Below are 14,833 nucleotides of genomic sequence, written 5' to 3'. Positions count from 1 at the left end.
AGAGGTATAGTGTGGGCCCGGTAATGTTAGATGTGTCCGGCTATGAGCTGGACCACGAAGAGCGTGAAATTCTTCAGCACCCGCTGGTAGGCGGGCTGATTTTATTTACCCGTAATTATCATGATCCGGAGCAGCTACGCGAACTGGTACGCCAGATTCGCCGCGCTTCCCGTAACCAGCTGGTGGTGGCGGTTGACCAGGAAGGCGGGCGGGTGCAGCGTTTTCGGGAGGGCTTTACCCGGCTGCCTGCGGCGCAGTCTTTTGCCGCGTTGCTGGGTATGGAGCAGGGGGCCGCGCTGGCCCGGGAGTGCGGCTGGCTGATGGCCAGTGAAATGATAGCCATGGATATTGATATCAGCTTTGCGCCGGTACTGGATCTGGGCCATATCAGTGCCGCAATTGGCGAGCGCTCATACCATAAAGATCCCCAGGAGGCGCTGCATATGGCGCGCGCGGTGATTGACGGGATGCACAGCGCCGGGATGAAAACCACCGGTAAGCACTTCCCGGGCCACGGCGCCGTTCAGGCCGACTCCCACAAAGAGACGCCGCGGGATCCCCGCCCGGCGGAGATCATCCGCGACCGGGATATGTCCATCTTCAGCGCATTAATTCAGGACAACCTGCTGGATGCGGTGATGCCCGCCCATGTGATTTATGAGCAGATAGACCCGCGCCCGGCCAGCGGCTCTCCTTACTGGCTGCAGCAGGTGTTACGCGGCGAGCTGGGGTTTGACGGGGTTATCTTCTCCGATGATTTATCCATGGAGGGGGCTGCGATTATGGGCAGCTACGCGGAGCGGGGCCAGGCGGCGCTGGATGCCGGTTGCGATATGATCCTCGTCTGTAATAATCGTAAAGGGGCGGTAAGTGTGCTGGATAACCTGTCTCCGGTCAAAGCGTCGCGTGTAACAAGTTTGTATCATAACGGCTCGCTGACCCGGGAAGCGTTACTGGGATCAGCACGCTGGAAGGAAGCGCATACACAGCTGACCGCCCTTCATGAGCGCTGGGAAGCCCATAAAGCGGGCCACTAATTTTCACAACACGTGGTGAGAGGATGTAATGATTATCTATTTGCACGGTTTCGATTCGAACAGTCCGGGGAACCATGAAAAGGTATTGCAGTTGCAGTTCATTGATCCTGATGTTCGCCTGATAAGCTACAGCACCCTGCACCCGAAGCACGATATGCAGCATTTGCTCAAGGAAGTGGACAAAATGCTTCAGCTCTGTGCCGATGAACGCCCGCTGATTTGCGGGGTGGGGCTGGGGGGCTACTGGGCTGAGCGGGTCGGGTTTTTGTGTGATATCCGCCAGGTTATCTTTAACCCGAACCTGTTCCCTTATGAGAACATGGAAGGGCGCATCGATCGCCCGGAAGAGTATCTGGATATTGCCACCAAGTGCGTGGAGAACTTCCGGGAGAAAAACCGCGACCGCTGCATGGCGATACTCTCGCGCCAGGATGGCATTCTGGATAGTCAGCGTTCAGCCGATCTTCTCCACCACTATTATGAGATTGTCTGGGACGATGAGCAGCCCCATAAGTTCCCCAGCATCTCCGGGCATCTGCAGCGGATTAAAGCGTTCAAAACCCTCGGCTGAACAATTACAGCCCGTTAACAAAAAAACCAAAAGGCCAGCTAAATGCTGGCCTTTTGTTTATCTTTTGCGCATAAAAATTTGATATCCGTCAAATTTGGTATGACCAATGCACCTTGCGTGTTATGATTCACATCAATGAAGTTAAAAACAACGGCAACTTGTTGTTAATTAAGGGTTGTGTTGACAATCTTTAATTAACAATTGGTTAGTTATTTTTAAGGGGTTACGCCAATGAAAAAAATTGTCATCGTCGGTGGGGGTGCTGGCGGGCTGGAACTGGCAACGCAGCTTGGCCATAAACTGGGGCGCGGTAAAAAGGCGAAAATTACGCTTATCGATCGCAACCACAGCCATCTGTGGAAGCCGCTGCTCCACGAAGTGGCAACCGGCTCACTGGATGAAGGCGTCGATGCGCTGAGCTACCTGGCGCACGCGCGTAACCACGGTTTCCAGTTCCAGCTGGGATCGGTGAACGATATTAACCGCGAGGCGAAAACCGTGACCCTGACCGCCTTGTATGATGAAAAAGGCGAGCTGCTGGTACCGGAGCGCAAAATTCCGTATGACACCCTGGTGATGGCGCTGGGGAGCACCTCAAACGACTTTAATACCCCGGGGGTGAAAGAGCACTGTATCTTCCTCGATAACCCGCACCAGGCCCGGCGTTTCCACCAGGAGATGCTCAATCAGTTTCTGAAATACTCCACCAACCTTGGCGCGAACGGCCGGGTGAATATTGCGATAGTCGGGGGCGGGGCGACTGGCGTTGAGCTGTCTGCGGAGCTGCATAATGCGGTAAAACAGCTGCACAGCTACGGTTACAAGGGGCTGACGAACGAGGCGCTGAACGTGACCCTGGTTGAGGCCGGTGAGCGTATTCTGCCGGCACTGCCACCGCGTATTTCGGCTGCCGCCCACCAGGAGCTGGCCCAGCTGGGGGTACGGGTGCTGACCCAGACCATGGTAACCAGCGCTGAAGCGGGCGGGCTGAACACCAAAAACGGGGAGTTTATCTCAGCGGATCTGATGGTCTGGGCGGCGGGTATTAAAGCCCCTGATTTCCTCAAAGATATCGGCGGGCTGGAGACCAACCGCATTAATCAGCTGGTGGTCACCCCTACGCTGCAAACCACCCGGGATGCGGATATCTATGCCATTGGCGACTGTGCGTCCTGCCCGCGCCCGGAAGGGGGATTTGTGCCTCCCCGTGCTCAGGCCGCTCACCAGATGGCGAGCTGCGCGCTGCATAATATTCTGGCGCGAATCAAAGGCCAGCCCCTTAAGGATTATGTGTATAAAGATCACGGCTCGCTGGTGTCGCTGTCGAACTACTCGACCGTAGGGAGCCTGATGGGTAACCTGATGCGCGGCTCAATGATGATAGAAGGGCGCATTGCCCGGTTTGTCTATATCTCCCTGTACCGGATGCACCAGATTGCGCTGCACGGCTATTTTAAAACCGGGCTGATGATGCTGGTCGGGCGGATTAACCGGGTGATCCGCCCGCGCCTGAAACTGCACTGACAGCTTCCCTGCGGTATCTGTTCAGAGTGCTCTGAAATTGTCCGCCCGCCGCTTCCCGGCGGGCGTTTTTGTCTTTTGTCCTGGTGCTCTTCGGGAAATTTTGTAACAGAATAGTTACATTAGTATCGTCAGGAGAGAAAGAATGAACCAGACAATGCTGGCAGGTGTGGGTATTGTTGCGGCGCTGGGGCTTGCCGCGACAGCCAGCCTGACGGTGTTCAGCCACGGGCCGCAGTTTGCGCAGGTGGTTGCGGCAGTACCCATCACGGAAACCATCACAACCCCCCGGAAAATCTGCAGTACCGTTGTTGCCAACCCGTGGCAACCGCCAGCAGAGGGCGACCCCGCCGCCCGGCAGCGCTGTAAAATCGTGTATGACAAAACGCGCCAGCAAATAGGTTACAACGTCACTTATCGTATTGCTAATCAGCAGGGTAAGATTCGTATGGATCGCAATCCGGGTTCGCGTATTCCGCTGAATAAGGAAGGCCAGCTGGTGCTGGAGCGCCAGTAGCAGGCCTGCCCGCCGGGTTTGCGGGCGCTGCCTGCTCTACTCCCCTCAGGCTTTGATAAGCTCCGGCCACAGTCGCAGCGTGGTGGCGGTAATTTTCATCAGATCTTCATAGCTGGCGCCTTCACGTGCGCTGACAGACATCCCCTGCAAAATACAGCACAGATAGTCGGTCAGGGCCTGCAGGTTGCAGTTGTCGGGAATGGCGCCGCGCTGCTGGTGCATAGTAAGAAACTCCAGGATTATCTGGGCCTGCTGGGCGTGGCGCTCTTTGATGGTGTTGGCAATATCTTCGTTCGATGCGGCCAGTGCCGATGAGGTGCAGATAATAAAGCAGCCGGATGGGGTGTCTTTGCTGGTAAAGCAGTGGGCGACCGCGCTGAAATAGTCGGCCAGGGCCTGGTAGACCGTTTTATTTTCGCATAACAGCTGGGCCTCATTACGTGAGGCGAACTCGGCGATATAGCGGTCCAGCACGGCGCGAAACAGACCCTCTTTATTGGTGAACTCCGCATACAGCGTGGGTGCTTTGGCCCCGGTGGCTTCCACCAGGTGTGCCATGGAGGTCGCTTCATAACCATGTTGCCAGAAGAGTGTCATGGCCTTATCAAGCGCTGCATCCCTGTCGAACACTTTCGGGCGGCCACGGCTTTTTCTGGTACAACTGTCGCGCGTTGTTGTCATTGCCGTTGAACCTCGGTTGGTTTTTATGAATAGTCATTATAAAAATAATCGAATACTAAACGCCAGCCGCAAACAGCAAAAATTGCAAAAACCTATCAGATTGAATTATAAGCGTTTTAAAAATAAGTTAATGATCGTTATAAAATCATGTTGACCGTGAAATGGATCACGTTTAGTATTTATTTATCGATTGTTAAGTTAATAAAAAAACCAAGTAATTCACCTGCCGAGGTTGTTATGAACAAGATTACCGCTGTTATCGCTGCTGCACTGTTAAGCTCCGTTTCTTTTGCTGGTCTTGCCGCTGTTGAAGTTCAGACTGCCCCGGCAGATCAGCAACAAATTGGCCACATCGCCGCTTCTGCCGGTTCTAACTTAGCCTCTTTGCAGGATGAGTTGTCCGCCAAAGCCGACAAGATGGGCGCGAAATCATTCCGTATTACCTCTGTTAGCGGCCCGAACCAGCTGCACGGTACTGCCGTTATCTACAAGTAATGTTGTCCCGTCCGCCACTACCCATGGCGGACTGTTGTTACCCTGTGTTAGTCCTTTGATATGCCCGAAAGCTCTGATATGCCACCAGAGCGCATAATCTTGATAGTTTGCCGCCACCTACCCAGTGGCGGTTTTTTTTTGCCTCAGATCTGTACCGGGCGGCCCGCAGGGGTAGTAATGTCCACCGGCATACCCTGGCGCAGCTGTATGACCTGCTCCAGCTGTCGGGTATCGGTGCCCGGGCTCTCCCGGAACTGGGTCATTTTCTCCCCCAGTACGATGGGCAACTTTTGCGGATCGTCGTCAATATGCTCCGACAATGGCTGGTGAACCTCAACCAGGTGGCGGCCATCCGGCTCTACCGAGGCTTTGACAGGCGTATTGATGATATTCACCTTTGTGCCGACCGGTAACTGCTCGAACAGCCATTTAATGTCGTCATCGCGCAGGCGAATACACCCGGAGCTCACCCGCATGCCGATGCCGAAATCCGCATTGGTGCCGTGTAACAGATACACCCCACCGTAAGCCGCCAGACGAATAGCGTGATGCCCCATGGGGTTATCCGGGCCTGCGGGCACCACAGCGGGGAGTTCTATTCCCTGGGCCAGATAGCGGGCGCGGATATTGGCCGTGGGGGTCCAGGTGGGATTGGCCCGTTTTTCAGAAATCCGGGTCTGCATGGTGGGGGTGAGGGTATCGCCCCCTAACTGACCAATACCGATGGGGAAGATAACCACCTTATTCTGGTTCGCCGGGTAGTAATACAGGCGCAGTTCCGCCAGGTTTATCACCACCCCTTCCCGGGGGGCATCAGGTAACAGGGCCTGGCGCGGAATGGTCAGCACGGTGCCGGGCTGCGGTACATAGGGGTCTATTCCCGGGTTGGCCTGAAGCAGGGCCAGAAACCCGACGTTGTAGCGTTTGGCTATCGCTTCCAGTGAGCCGCCATCCTGCTGTACTACGTGGATGTCATTCTTGCCCACCAGCCGCCCGCCATCAGGCGGTAAGGGCCAGGTGTTTGCCAGCGCGCTGGCGCAGCCCACAGAGAGGATAATCAGGGCGGCCGCGCAACGGGAGGCAATGCCATAAAAGAAGACGGGGGGAAATTGCATAGCATCTCCTGCATATCTATTACGCTGTGTAATGGTGAGCGGGGGATTATCAGCTGGCCTTGTGTCGGGAAGTCCAGGCTGAGTGCAATTTTTTGTAAATATCTGAATGCTATCCGGAAACTAAACGCGCCCTCTGCCACCGGCAGAGGGCGGTGTGTCAGGCGCTGGCGTGCTCTGCCATTTGTTCCATAAAGCGGTGGATCCACGTCATGCGGGTTTTGCGATCGGCCAGATCGTCAATAAAGCGCAGGCGGGTGGGGCCATCCAGCCGGAAATGCTGGGGCTGTTTCTGGAGCAGGCCTATCAGCCATACCGGATCCACGTGGTTTTTCTCTGAAAACTCAATGGTGCCGCCTTTATCATGCCCTTCAATTTTACGGATCCCGAGCCGGCGGGCCTGCTGACGCAGGGCGGTGATTTCCAGCAGGGTGCGAGCCGGATCCGGCAACAGCCCGAAGCGGTCAATCAGCTCGGTTTTGATCTCGTCAAGCTCGTCCCGGTCTTTCGCGCTGGCTATCCGCTTGTACAGCGAAAGGCGGGTGTTCACGTCCGGAATAAAGTCTTCCGGCAGCAGGGCGGGCATGCGCAGTTCAACCTCGGTCTGGTTACTGGTCAGATCCTCAAGGGAGGGCTCGCGCCCCTCTTTCAGCGCATCGACGGCGTTTTCCAGCAACTCCATATACAAAGAGAAGCCCACGGTTTCCATCTGGCCGCTCTGGCCTTCGCCAAGCAGTTCACCGGCACCGCGAATTTCCAGGTCATGGGTGGCCAGGGCAAACCCCGCCCCGAGATCTTCCAGCGAGGCGATAGCCTCCAGGCGCTTGTGGGCATCCTGGGACATGGCTTTCGGATGCGGGGTCAGCAGCCAGGCGTAGGCCTGGTGGTGAGAGCGCCCGACCCGGCCGCGCAGCTGGTGTAGCTGGGCCAGGCCAAAGTGGTCGGCCCGCTCAATAATAATGGTATTGGCGGTGGGGATATCAATACCGGTCTCAATGATGGTGGTACACACCAGCACGTTGAAGCGCTGGTGGTGGAAATCATTCATCACCCGCTCCAGTTCGCGCTCGCGCATCTGACCATGGCCGATGGCAACCCGCGCTTCCGGCACCAGGGTGGCCAGGCGCTCGGCGGCTTTGTGAATGTTCTCCACGTCGTTGAACAGGTAGTAGACCTGGCCGCCGCGCAGCACTTCACGCAGGATAGCCTCTTTGACCACCAGGTCATCATACTGGCGGACAAAGGTTTTCACCGCCAGGCGGCGGGCAGGCGGGGTGGCGATAATCGACAGATCGCGCATGCCGCTCATGGCCATGTTCAGGGTCCGCGGGATGGGGGTGGCGGTCAGGGTCAGAATGTCCACATCGGAACGCATCGCCTTGATCCGCTCTTTGTGGCGCACCCCGAAGCGGTGCTCTTCATCAACGATAAGCAGCCCCAGATCGTGCCATTTCACGTCACTTTGCAGCAGCTTGTGGGTGCCTATCAGGATATCCACTTTCCCGTCCCGGGTCTCTTCCAGTACCTGGGTCTGCTCTCTGGCGCTGCGAAAGCGCGACAGCATTTCAATGCGCACCGGCCAGTTGGCGAAGCGATCGCGGAAGTTATCATAGTGCTGCTGGGCGAGCAGGGTGGTGGGCACCAGTACCGCCACCTGTTTGTGGTTTTCCACCGCCAGGAAGGCGGCGCGCATTGCCACTTCGGTTTTGCCGAAGCCCACATCGCCACATACCAGCCGGTCCATGGCCAGCGGCTGGCACATATCGCTGAGTACCGCGTTAATGGCCTGGGCCTGATCGGGGGTGGTTTCAAAGGGGAAACTGTCGCAAAACAGCTGGTATTGTTCGCGATCGTGTTTGAAGGCGAAACCGGCTTTCGCGGCCCGCTGGGCATAGATATCCAGCAGTTCGGCGGCCACATCGCGCACTTTTTCTGCCGCTTTCTGGCGCGCCCGGCTCCAGGCGTCGCTGCCCAGCTTGTGCAGCGGGGCATTTTCGTCGGCCCCACCGGCGTAGCGGCTTATCAGATGCAGGGAGGAGACCGGCACATAGAGTTTCGCGTCACCGGCGTAGAGCAGAATCAGATATTCGCCGGTAATGCCGCCCGCCTCAAGGGTGGTCATTCCGCCGTAGCGGCCCACACCGTGCTCCAGGTGAACTACCGGCTGGCCCGGGTGCAGCTCTGCCAGGTTACGGATCAGCGTGTCCGGGTTTATGGTGCGCCGGGAGTCCTGGCGGCGGCGGGCGACCCGTTCACCGAGCAGGTCGCTTTCACAAATCAGCGCCCGGTTGCGCAGGGTGTCAATAAACCCGTGTTCGCTGGCGCCGATCAGGACAAAGCGCCCGCCGGGCCCGGTTGCGTCAAGGCGCTGAATACGGGTCGGGGCCAGTTTCAGGCGCACCAGCAGGTCGGCCAGGGTTTCCCGGCGCCCCTCGCTCTCGACCGAGAAGATAACCGGCCCGCTGAAGTGTTCGAGGAATCTGCGTAAATTGTCCAGCGGCGATTTTTGCTGGGCCTGCACGGAGAGGTCCGGCAGCGCCTGGTAGCCCAGGTTGGTGGCCCCGGCTCTGGGCTCAAGATGCCCGGTTTTAAGCTGGATTCGCGGCCAGTGTTTCAGGGCGGCGAACAGCTCATCGACCCGCAGCCAGAGCGCAGGCGGGGGCAGCAGCGGGCGCATCGGATCGATTTTGCGGTTTTCAAACCGGGTTTCGACCTCCTGCCAGAACCGCCCGGCGCTGCCTTCCAGATCGCCGGTGTTCACCACCAGGGTGTTGGCCGGAAGGTGCTGAAACAGTGAAGTGAGCGGCTCGCTAAAAAACAGCGGCTGCCAGTATTCAATCCCCGCCGGAAGGGTGCCTTTGCTGACCTGCTGGTAGATATGCTCCGCATCCCGTTTAACGTCGAACTGATCGCGCCACTGGCTGCGAAACAGCTCAATGGCGTTTTTGTCGGTCGGGAACTCGTGGGCCGGCAGCAGGTTAATCGCCTCGACCTCTTCCAGGGTGCGCTGGGTGTCCACGTCGAAAATCCGCAGGCTGTCCAGCTCGTCATCAAAAAAGTCCAGCCGGAAGGGGTGCTCGCTGCCCATCGGGAACAGATCCAGCAGCGCGCCGCGGGTGGCAAACTCCCCGTGCTCCATCACCTGATCGACACTGCGATACCCGGCCTGCTCCAGCTGGGTGCGCAGGGTATCCCGGGAGAGGCGCTGGCCCTTTTTCATCACCAGCGCATGCCCGTGCAGGAAGCTGTGGGGGCAGACCCGCTGCATCAGGGTGCTGACCGCAACGATCAACACGCCGCGCTGCATATCGGGCAACTGGTAGAGGGTGGAAAGCCGGGAGGAGATTATCTCCTGGTGCGGCGAGAAGCTGTCGTAAGGCAGGGTTTCCCAGTCGGCCAGGTGGATAACCATACTGTCGGTAAACTGCTGGATTTCATCGTTGAGCCGTAGCGCGTTTTGCATATCCGGCGCGATAAGCAGTACCGGCCCCGGGTGACGTTCGCTGATCTCTGCCACTTCAGTGGCACAGGCTGCGCCGATCAGTTCACCAAGCTGGCGCAGATCTCCTGCTTTACTGGGCAGGTCATAACGATAGTGTTCGGACATGAGTCTGTCGGGATCCCTTCAAGCTAGTGGGCGGGCGGCTGGGCCTGGCCCGGTAAATCCGGATGGTATCCCTTTATTATCCTTGATCATTTTACATAAGCAACCACAAGAAAAAGCGGCAGGATTTTTCCTAACGAAAACAACAAGTATGGTGATTATACTGGCCGCTGTGCCTGCCATAGCGGGTGTCCGGCGGGTGAGGCGTGCTTTTTCGCGGCGATTCGGGCGGTGGATATTTAGGCAAAAGTGCGCCATCCGCTTGATTGTGCTCTGTTTTATGGGTCACCCGGGATGACAAAAGCCGTTATAATTCATTTACTTGATTGCCCGGCACTTATATACTCCTCGATCATTTTGTAAAACCGCATAAGACGGATTTTCATGTATCAACCTGTCGCGTTATTTATCGGCCTGCGCTATATGCGCGGGCGGGCAGCAGATCGTTTTGGCCGCTTTGTCTCCTGGCTGTCGACCATCGGGATCACCCTGGGGGTGATGGCGCTGGTCACGGTACTGTCGGTGATGAACGGCTTCGAGCGGGAGCTGCAAAACAACATACTGGGGCTGATGCCGCAAGCCATGGTGACCACGGCGCAGGGGTCACTGAACCCGGCACAGGTGCCGGCACAGTCGCTGAAGCTGCAGGGGGTCTCCCGGGTGGCGGCGCTGACCAGCGGCGATGTGGTGCTCCAGAGTGCGCATAATGTCTCCGTGGGGGTGATGCTGGGTATTGACCCGGCCCAGGCGGATCCGCTGACCCCGTATCTGGTGAATGTGAAACAGCAGGCGCTGGAGCCGGGCAAATATAATGTCATTCTGGGCGAGCAGCTCGCCGGGCAGCTTGGGGTGCGGCGCGGAGACACTATCCGCGTGATGGTGCCCTCTGCCAGCCAGTTTACGCCGATGGGGCGTATCCCCAGCCAGCGGCTGTTTAATGTGATTGGCACCTTCGCGGCCAACAGTGAAGTGGATCAGTACCAGATGCTGGTCAACATTCAGGACGCTTCGCGCCTGATGCGCTACCCACAGGGCAATATTACCGGCTGGCGTCTGTGGCTTGATCAGCCGCTGCAGGTTGATACGCTCAGCCAGCAGCCCCTGGCTCAGGGGCTGGCGTGGAAAGACTGGCGCGAGCGCAAAGGGGAGCTGTTCCAGGCGGTCCGTATGGAGAAAAACATGATGGGGCTGCTGCTGAGCCTGATTGTGGCCGTGGCCGCGTTTAATATTATTACCTCCCTGGGGCTGATGGTGATGGAAAAGCAGGGAGAGGTGGCTATTTTGCAAACCCAGGGGCTGACCCGTCGCCAGATCATGGCGGTGTTTATGGTCCAGGGCGCCAGCGCCGGTGTGGTCGGTGCGTTGCTGGGCGCCGGGCTGGGCGCACTGCTGGCCAGCCAGCTGAATAATCTGATGCCGGTTATTGGCGCCTTCCTGGATGGCGCAGCACTGCCGGTGGCAATTGAACCCCTGCAGGTGATCACTATCGCCATTGTCGCCATGGCGCTGGCCCTGTTATCTACCCTGTATCCGTCCTGGCGCGCTGCCGCCACCCAACCCGCTGAGGCTTTACGTTATGAGTAATTCGGTCCTGTTACAGTGTGACAAACTGTGCAAACGCTATCAGGAAGGTAATGTGCAGACCGATGTGTTACACGACGTCAGCTTTACGATTAACAGCGGCGAAATGATGGCGATTGTGGGCAGCTCCGGCTCCGGGAAGAGTACCCTGCTGCATCTGCTGGGGGGGCTGGATACGCCCACCAGTGGCGATGTGGTGTTTGACGGCAAATCCTTAAGCCAGATGTCTTCGTCGGCGAAGGCGGAGCTGCGTAACCGCGAGCTGGGCTTTATTTACCAGTTCCACCACCTGCTGCCGGATTTTACCGCGCTGGAAAATGTCGCCATGCCGCTGATGATTGGCCGCCAGCAGGGGCCGCAAATGGAAAAAACCGCCATGGAGATGCTGGCGGCGGTGGGGCTTGATCACCGCAGTAAGCACCGCCCTTCAGAGCTTTCCGGCGGTGAGCGCCAGCGCGTGGCCATTGCCCGGGCGCTGGTCAACAACCCGCGACTGGTGCTGGCAGATGAGCCCACCGGTAACCTGGATGCCCGCAACGCCGACAGTATTTTTGAGCTGCTCGGCGAGCTTAACCGCAGGCAGGGCACCGCGTTTCTGGTGGTGACCCACGATTTGTCCCTTGCCCGGCGCATGTCGCGCCAGCTGGAGATGCGGGACGGTCGCCTGAACAATGAGCTGACATTAATGGGGGCCAGATAATGGCGCCTGCGCTTTCGTTACTGATTGGCCTGCGCTTTAGCCGGGGGCGGCGGCGCAGCGGCATGGTATCGCTGATCTCCGTGATCTCGACCTTCGGCATTGCGCTGGGGGTGGCGGTGCTGATTGTCGGGCTCAGCGCGATGAACGGATTTGAACGCGAGCTGAACAACCGCATTCTGGCGGTGGTGCCCCACGGTGAAATTGAGCCGGTGAACCAGCCCTGGCAGGACTGGCAGGGGGCGCTGAAGCGCATTGAGAAGGTGCCGGGTATTGTGGCGGCCGCACCCTATATTAATTTTACCGGCCTGGTGGAGAGCGGGGCGAACCTGCGCGCAGTGCAGGTAAAAGGGGTGGATCCGGTACAGGAAGCCCGGCTGAGTGCGCTGCCTTCGTTTGTGCAGCACAACGCCTGGCAGGACTTTAAAGCCGGGAGCCAGCAGATAATCCTCGGTAAAGGGGTGGCGGATGCCCTGCATGTGAAGCAGGGGGACTGGATCTCCATTATGATCCCCAACTCCGACGCTCAGCAAAAACTGCTGCAGCCGAAGCGGGTGCGCCTGCACGTGACCGGGATCCTGCAACTCAGTGGTCAGCTGGATCACAGCTTCGCCATGGTGCCGCTGGAGGATGCCCGCCAGTACCTGGATATGCCGCAAAGCGTGACCGGTGTTGCCATGAAGATGAAGGACGTTTTCAGTGCCAACCAGCTGGTGCGCGATGCCGGTGAAGTGACCAATGCCTATGTGTATATCAAAAGCTGGATGACAACCTACGGCTATATGTACCGCGATATCCAGATGATCCGCGCCATTATGTATCTGGCTATGGTGCTGGTGATTGGCGTGGCCTGTTTTAATATCGTCTCCACCCTGGTGATGGCGGTAAAAGATAAAAGCAGCGATATCGCTGTGCTGCGTACCCTGGGGGCCAAAGACGGGCTGATCCGCGCCATATTTATCTGGTACGGGCTGATGGCCGGGCTACTGGGGAGCGTTATCGGGGTGATTATCGGGGTGCTGGCCTCCTGGAAGCTGACGGCCATCATCAATCTGATTGAAAAACTGATCGGTCACCGTTTCTTGTCCGGCGATATTTACTTTATTGATTTCTTACCCTCTGAGCTACATGCCATGGACGTGGTGTATGTGCTGGGCACGGCGCTGATACTCAGCCTGCTGGCCAGCTGGTATCCGGCCCGCCGGGCGAGCAATATTGACCCGGCCCGGGTATTAAGTGGTCAGTAGATCAGGAGGCGGTATGTATTATGGCCTGGATGTGGGGGGCAGCAAGATTGCGCTGGGTGTCTATAACGGGCAGCGCCAGCAGCTGTGGGAAACCCGCATTCCTACCCCCCATGACAGTTACAGCCAGTTTCTGGCGGCGATAACCGGCCTGGTTGCCACGGCGGATCAGCGCTTTGGCGGCTGCGGGCATGTGGGCATCGGTATTCCGGGGATCCCGGAAGCGGACAACGGCACCCTGTACGCCGCCAACCTGCCAGCGGCCAGCGGTCGCCCGGTGAAGGCGGATCTCAGTGCACTGCTGGGGCGCGAGGTGCGCATGGATAACGACGCCAACTGCTTTGCCCTCTCCGAGGCCTGGGACGACGAGTTCAGCCAGTACCCGCTGGTGCTGGGGGTGATCCTCGGCACCGGGGTTGGCGGCGGGATCATCGTGAATGGCCAGCCCCTGACCGGGGCGCGGTTTATCAGCGGTGAATTTGGTCATATGCGCCTGCCGGTTGATGCGCTTCGCATCCTCGGCTGGGATACGCCCCTGCGCCGCTGCGGTTGCGGCCAGACGGGCTGTATTGAGACGGTGCTCTCCGGGCCGGGGTTTGCCTGGCTCTATCATCAGCGTTATGGTGAAACGCTCACCGCCCCGGACATTATTGCCCGCTACCACCGGCATGATCCCCGGGCGCAACAGCATGTGGCGCGTTACCTGGATGTGCTGGCCGCCTGTCTGGCAAACTGGCTGACCATGGTGGATGCGCATCTGGTGGTGATTGGCGGAGGGTTGTCGCAGTTTGCTACCCTGATTACGGAGTTACCGGGGCGGTTGCCGCAGTATTTACTGCCGGTGGCTAAAGTGCCGCGTATTGAGCAGGCCCGTCACGGGGATGCAGGCGGTATGCGTGGCGCGGCGTTTTTACATCTTTCGCGTCAGTAATTATTGAGGGTGATATGCCATCGCGTGGGCTTCATCGGTTATGTCGTTTCCGCAAGAATAAACGACGGTTGCGGGCGCGTTTGCGCCAGCGTACTTTTTTCCGGGACGAGCGGGGACCAGAAGGTATGGAAAAACCCAGAGTGGTGGTATTAACCGGGGCCGGTATTTCTGCTGAGTCGGGGATCCGGACATTCCGTGCCGCAGACGGGCTCTGGGAGGAGCACCGGGTTGAGGATGTGGCCACCCCGGAGGGCTTTGAACGCGATCCGGCCCTGGTGCAGGCGTTTTATAATGCCCGCCGTGCCCAGCTCAGCCTGCCGGAGATCAAACCCAACGCCGCCCATTATGCCCTGGCTGAACTGGAGCGGGCGCTGGGGGGCAATTTACTGCTGGTCACCCAGAATATCGACAATCTGCACGAGCGTGCCGGTAGCCGCAATATTATCCATATGCACGGTGAGTTGCTGAAGGTGCGCTGCGCCTGGAGCGGCCAGGTGCTGGACTGGACCGGCGATGTGCAGCCGGACGATCGCTGCCACTGCTGCCAGTTTCCCGCCCGGCTACGCCCGCATGTGGTGTGGTTTGGCGAAATGCCGCTGGGAATGGATGAGATTTACCAGGCTATTGCGGACGCGGATATCTTTATTGCTATCGGGACTTCCGGCCATGTTTATCCTGCCGCCGGGTTTGTACACGAAGCGCGCCTGCAGGGGGCCCATACGGTGGAGCTGAATCTGGAGCCCAGCCAGGTCGGCAGCGAGTTTGAAGAAAAGCACTACGGGCTTGCCAGCGAAGTGGTGCCTGAGTATGTGCGTAAGATTATTGCTGAGTTGTCAGCGTAA

General features: G+C 58.2%; 13 protein-coding genes. 10 read left to right on the top strand and 3 right to left on the bottom strand.

Annotated elements, in window-relative coordinates; translation table 11 throughout:
* Positions 1-11: 11 nt before the first annotated feature.
* From nagZ to EBL_RS11550, 4 genes are all read left to right on the top strand, one after another.
* On the top strand, positions 12-1,037 hold the full coding sequence (gene nagZ / locus EBL_RS11565; RefSeq protein ID WP_002440249.1) for a beta-N-acetylhexosaminidase: 1,026 nt from the start codon (positions 12-14) through the stop codon (positions 1,035-1,037).
* Positions 1,038-1,065: 28 nt separating this feature from the next.
* Positions 1,066-1,608: an alpha/beta hydrolase YcfP gene (gene ycfP, locus EBL_RS11560; protein ID WP_002440251.1), complete on the top strand. Its 543-nt coding sequence runs from the start codon at positions 1,066-1,068 to the stop codon at positions 1,606-1,608.
* A gap of 231 nt (positions 1,609-1,839) precedes the next feature.
* Entirely contained in the window at positions 1,840-3,132 is a 1,293-nt protein-coding gene (locus tag EBL_RS11555; RefSeq protein WP_002440253.1) for an NAD(P)/FAD-dependent oxidoreductase, read from the top strand.
* Positions 3,133-3,274: 142 nt separating this feature from the next.
* On the top strand, positions 3,275-3,646 hold the full coding sequence (locus EBL_RS11550) for a glycine zipper 2TM domain-containing protein (RefSeq protein ID WP_002440255.1): 372 nt from the start codon (positions 3,275-3,277) through the stop codon (positions 3,644-3,646).
* A gap of 45 nt (positions 3,647-3,691) precedes the next feature.
* On the opposite strand, the gene EBL_RS11545 is transcribed toward EBL_RS11550, so the two are convergent.
* Positions 3,692-4,327: a TetR/AcrR family transcriptional regulator gene (locus EBL_RS11545; protein ID WP_002440257.1), complete on the bottom strand. Its 636-nt coding sequence runs from the start codon at positions 4,325-4,327 to the stop codon at positions 3,692-3,694.
* Positions 4,328-4,564: 237 nt separating this feature from the next.
* Between EBL_RS11545 and bhsA the strand changes: the two genes are divergently transcribed.
* Positions 4,565-4,822: a multiple stress resistance protein BhsA gene (bhsA, locus tag EBL_RS11540; protein WP_002440258.1), complete on the top strand. Its 258-nt coding sequence runs from the start codon at positions 4,565-4,567 to the stop codon at positions 4,820-4,822.
* 143 nt (positions 4,823-4,965) lie between these two features.
* Here bhsA and ldtC read toward each other — a convergent pair whose 3' ends face one another.
* Positions 4,966-5,937: a L,D-transpeptidase LdtC gene (gene ldtC / locus EBL_RS11535; protein WP_002440259.1), complete on the bottom strand. Its 972-nt coding sequence runs from the start codon at positions 5,935-5,937 to the stop codon at positions 4,966-4,968.
* A 157-nt stretch (positions 5,938-6,094) separates the two neighbouring features.
* On the bottom strand, positions 6,095-9,541 hold the full coding sequence (mfd, locus tag EBL_RS11530; RefSeq protein WP_002440260.1) for a transcription-repair coupling factor: 3,447 nt from the start codon (positions 9,539-9,541) through the stop codon (positions 6,095-6,097).
* A gap of 381 nt (positions 9,542-9,922) precedes the next feature.
* Between mfd and lolC the strand changes: the two genes are divergently transcribed.
* From lolC to cobB, 5 genes are read left to right on the top strand one after another with little or no spacing between them, the layout of a single operon-like run.
* Positions 9,923-11,122 carry a lipoprotein-releasing ABC transporter permease subunit LolC gene (lolC, locus tag EBL_RS11525; RefSeq protein WP_002440261.1) on the top strand — a complete coding sequence of 400 codons (1,200 nt, stop codon included), beginning with the start codon at positions 9,923-9,925 and terminating at the stop codon, positions 11,120-11,122.
* The gene (lolD, locus tag EBL_RS11520) at positions 11,115-11,819 is read left to right on the top strand and encodes a lipoprotein-releasing ABC transporter ATP-binding protein LolD (protein WP_002440264.1); all 705 of its coding nucleotides are present in this window, start codon (positions 11,115-11,117) and stop codon (positions 11,817-11,819) included. The genes lolC and lolD overlap by 8 nt, the downstream gene beginning before the upstream one ends.
* Positions 11,819-13,063: a lipoprotein-releasing ABC transporter permease subunit LolE gene (gene lolE, locus EBL_RS11515; protein ID WP_002440265.1), complete on the top strand. Its 1,245-nt coding sequence runs from the start codon at positions 11,819-11,821 to the stop codon at positions 13,061-13,063. Before lolD ends, lolE begins: the two co-directional genes overlap by 1 nt.
* Positions 13,064-13,076: 13 nt before the next feature.
* Positions 13,077-13,991, top strand: a complete 915-nt coding sequence (gene nagK, locus EBL_RS11510) for an N-acetylglucosamine kinase (RefSeq protein WP_002440267.1) — start codon at positions 13,077-13,079, stop codon at positions 13,989-13,991.
* Between the two features lie 14 nt (positions 13,992-14,005).
* A complete protein-coding gene (cobB, locus tag EBL_RS11505) occupies positions 14,006-14,833 on the top strand; it encodes a Sir2 family NAD+-dependent deacetylase (RefSeq protein ID WP_014716078.1) in 828 nt (275 codons plus the stop codon).

It is taken from the genome of Shimwellia blattae DSM 4481 = NBRC 105725 (genome assembly GCF_000262305.1).
GTDB lineage: Bacteria > Pseudomonadota > Gammaproteobacteria > Enterobacterales > Enterobacteriaceae > Shimwellia > Shimwellia blattae.
This window is presented reverse-complemented; position numbering and strand designations above follow the sequence as displayed.